The organism is Streptomyces durbertensis (genome assembly GCF_014156695.1).
In the GTDB taxonomy this organism is placed as follows: Bacteria; Actinomycetota; Actinomycetes; order Streptomycetales; family Streptomycetaceae; genus Streptomyces; species Streptomyces durbertensis.
Map to the genome: position 1 here is coordinate 1 of NZ_WMLF01000505.1, position 3,538 is coordinate 3,538.

2 protein-coding genes and 1 pseudogene are annotated in these 3,538 nt (G+C 73.7%); 1 reads left to right on the forward strand and 2 read right to left on the reverse strand.

Going from position 1 to position 3,538, the window contains the following annotated elements; all coding sequences use genetic code 11:
• Nucleotide 1: 1 nt before the first annotated feature.
• Nucleotides 2-2,143, forward strand: a pseudogene (locus GL263_RS23430) (DEAD/DEAH box helicase).
• On the opposite strand, the gene GL263_RS23435 reads toward GL263_RS23430, so the two are convergent.
• Entirely contained in the window at nt 2,137-2,658 is a 522-nt protein-coding gene (locus GL263_RS23435; RefSeq protein ID WP_182857737.1) for a DinB family protein, read from the reverse strand. The pseudogene GL263_RS23430 and the gene GL263_RS23435 overlap by 7 nt on opposite strands.
• Nucleotides 2,659-2,730: 72 nt before the next feature.
• Complete coding sequence (locus tag GL263_RS23440) at nt 2,731-3,441, reverse strand: MOSC domain-containing protein (RefSeq protein ID WP_182857738.1); 711 nt, start codon at nt 3,439-3,441, stop codon at nt 2,731-2,733.
• Nucleotides 3,442-3,538 lie beyond the last annotated feature (97 nt).

Consider the following 3,538-nt stretch of genomic DNA (forward strand, 5'->3'; position numbering starts at 1 on the left):
GGTGTGTGCGGCGGCGCGGGGGGTGGTCGCGGATTACGGCCTGGCCGTCGAGGCGGTGCGGGCGGTGTTGGGGCCGCTGCACGAGGCGGAGGTGCGGCAGGCGTTGGAGGCCATGCCGGTGGAGCGGCTGGCGGAGGTGACGGCGGCGCCGTTGCCGTTGGGCCGGGTGGCCGAGAGTGGGGTGCGGACCCCACCGTCGCCGATGTGCTGGACGTGGGTGTGTACCGGTTGCGGGCGGTGCCCGGTGTGGGGGCGCGGACGGCGGAGCAGATCGTGACCGCCGCGTGGCGGCTGTCGGAGGTGGTGCAGGACGCGGTGGCCGTCCATCTGGACGTGGACCGGCCGGAGCCGCGCACGACGGTGCTGGTGAGGGCGGTGCATGTGCTGGTGGACGCGCGTCGTGGAGCGGTTGGAGCCGCTGCTGGAGCGGGCGCGGCCGGCGACCGGGCGGCTGCGGATGCTGTTCGCCGGGCGCGAGGGGCGGGCGCGGGCGCTGGAGGCGGTGGCGGAGCTTCGGGCGGCGGTGGAGGAGGCCGAACGGGCGGGGTTGCCGGAGCTGTTCGCGCAGGCGTCGGTGGACCTGCTGCGGCAGCCGGAGTCGGACGTGGCGGCGTGGGTCGATTTCGAGACGCGTTCGGCGGAGTACTACGGGCTGCTCGCCGAGATCACCGAGCGGCAGCCGGACCGGGCGAGCGCCGAGGGGCGGATGCCGGCCCAGGTGGCCGAACGGGCGCGGGCGCAGGAGCTGGACGACAGCTGCCGGCGGGTCTCGTTGCGCGGCTACCAGGCGTTCGGGGCGCGCTTTGTGCTGGCGCAGCGGCGGGTGATCCTCGGTGACGAGATGGGTCTGGGGAAGACGATCCAGGCCATCGCCGTGATGGCGCATCTGGCCGCCGAGGGGCGGGAGCGGTTCCTGGTGGTGTGCCCGGCGGGCCTGTTGGTGAACTGGCGGCGGGAGATCGAGGCCCGCAGCACGCTGTCGCCGGTGGTGCTGCACGGGAAGGAGCGCGGGTACGCGTTCCGGGAGTGGGTGGCGCGCGGGGGTGTCGGGGTGACGACGTACGAGGCGCTGCGGGGTTTTCCGGTGCCGGAGGGCGTGCCGCTCGGGTTGCTGGTGGTCGACGAGGCGCACGCGGTGAAGAACCCGGAGGCGCAGCGGTCGCAGGCAGTGGCGCGCTGGGCGGCGGACTGCGAACGGGTGCTGCTGATGACGGGCACGCCGATGGAGAACAGCGTCGCGGAGTTCCACAACCTGGTGCGGATCGTCGACGGGCGTCTCGGGGCGCGGCTGGACGAACTGCACGAGTCGGCGGTGCGCGGTTTCCGGGAGCTGGTCGCCCCGGTCTACCTGCGGCGGAACCAGCTTGACGTGCTGGCCGAGCTGCCGAGCGTGCAGTACACGGACGAGTGGGAGGAGCCGAGCCCCTCGGACGAGGCGGCCTACCGGGAGGCGGTCGCGGAGGGCAGCTTCATGCGGATGCGGCGGGCTGCGTACGCCCGGCCGGACGGCTCGGCGAAGCTCGACCGGTTGCGGGAGATCGTCCGGGAGGCGGGCGAGAACGGGCTGAAGGTGGTGGTGTTCTCCACCTTCCGTGAGGTGTTGGCCGTGGTGGAGGAGGCGCTGGGAAGGGGCGGGTACGGCACGGTGTTCGGGCCGCTGACCGGGAGTGTGCCGCCGGCGCGGCGGCAGGAGGCTGTGGACGCGTTCACCGCCGTGGCGGGGCCCGCGGTGCTCCTGGCGCAGATCCAGGCGGTGGGCCTCGGGCTGAACATCCAGGCGGCGTCGGTGGTGGTGCTCTGCGAACCGCAGACCAAGCCCACGGTGGAGCACCAGGCGGTGGCGCGGGTGCACCGCATGGGTCAGGTCCGGCAGGTCCGGGTGCACCGGCTGCTGAACACGGGCGGTGTGGACGAACGGCTGGTGCGGACGTCCGAGACCAAGGCCCGGCTCTTCGACGCCTACGCGCGGCGCAGCACCGTGGCCGAGTCGACCCCGGACGCCCTCGACGTGACCGACGCGGACCTGGCGCGGCGCATCGTGGCGGAGGAACGGGCCCGGCTGGGCGTGGGGGGCGTGGGGGCCGCGACCGGCGTGCGGCTGCCGGGGCAGGACGGGCCCGAGCGGCGGGCGGTGGGTCAGTAGTAGCCGACGCGGCCGTCGACGAGTTCGCGGACGGCGTCGAGGTGGCCGGCGTGACGGGCGGTCTCCTCGATCATGTGGATGAGCATCCACCGGAGGTTGGCGCGGGCCATCGTGAAGTCGGGGTGCCGGCCGGGCTCGTCGAGCTTGTGTGCGGCGGCGATGGCGTTGGAGGTGGCGCACTGCCGCTCGTAGTCGGCGAGGAGCTGGGCGAGGGTCACGTCTTCCGGGACGCGCAGGTCCGCGTCCTCGACGCGGTCGTCGAACTGCGGGTTGTCGGTGGTGGGGCCGCCGAGGAACATGATCTCGAACCAGGCGTGTTCCACCCAGCGGAGGTGGCTGAGCACCCCGACCACGGTCATCAGAGGAGAGGACGGGAGGACGGGCCGGCGCGCGTCCGCCTCGGACAGGCCCTCGCACTTCCAGCGCACGATGGAGCGCTGCATGTCGAGCCAGCCGATCAGCTGGGTGCGTTCGTCGGCGTCGAAGGGCGGGCGTACGCGTTCACCGGATGTCATGGCGGGGACGGTAGCCGGGAGTTGACGCGGACCGCACCGGGTTTTTGTCCGAGGGGGTGCCAGGTACGGGAGTCAGAGCAGGACGACTTCCGCTTCCAGGCGGACGGTGCCGGGGGTCACCGGGGTGCCGTAGACGCCGGCGTGGCCGTTCCGGTCGGAGAGGGAGCGGAGTACGGCCGGGGTGCGCTCGGCGGTGGCGGGGTCCGTGTTGATCATGACGCAGCGCGGGTCGCGCTGGTCGACGCGCAGCTCGGTCGCGCCGATCCGGAGGGTCGCCCCGACCCACTCGTCCTCCACGAACGGCCGGTCCTCCAGGGGCTCCACCAGCAGGTTGGGCCGGAAGCGGAGGGCGTCGGCGGGCACGGAGGCGCGGCGGCACAGCTCCGCGACGGTGGTGGTGCTGATCAGCGACAGCGGCATCTCGTCGAAGACGCCGTTCTTGATCCGCATCAGCCGCGTGCCGGCGCCGACGCGGTCGGCGAGCGCCGGGTCGTCGACCGCGTAGGTCTGGCCGTCGGGGGCGTACACGGTGAGCTTGGAGTCGTCGGGCCGGGCGGGGTCGTCGAACTCCGGCCGGAAGCGGCACATGAGCGGGTTCTCGCGGATCGTCTGCCACGGGAAGCGGCGGGACTGGCTGTCCGGCCGTACGAACGCCCAGCGGCGGTCGCCGGCGACGCCGTGCCAGCCGACGGCGGTCTCGGACAGCGCCTCGGCGGCCAGCGACTTGACGGGGTACCGCCAGATCCGGCGGAGGCGGCCGACGACGGTGGGGGAGTGCGGCATACCGGGTCCTCTCGACGGGAGCGGTCCGGGCGGTCCGGAGCGTCCGGGGTGCGGTGCGGTGCGGTGCGGTGCGGTGCGGTGCGGTGCGGTGCGGTGC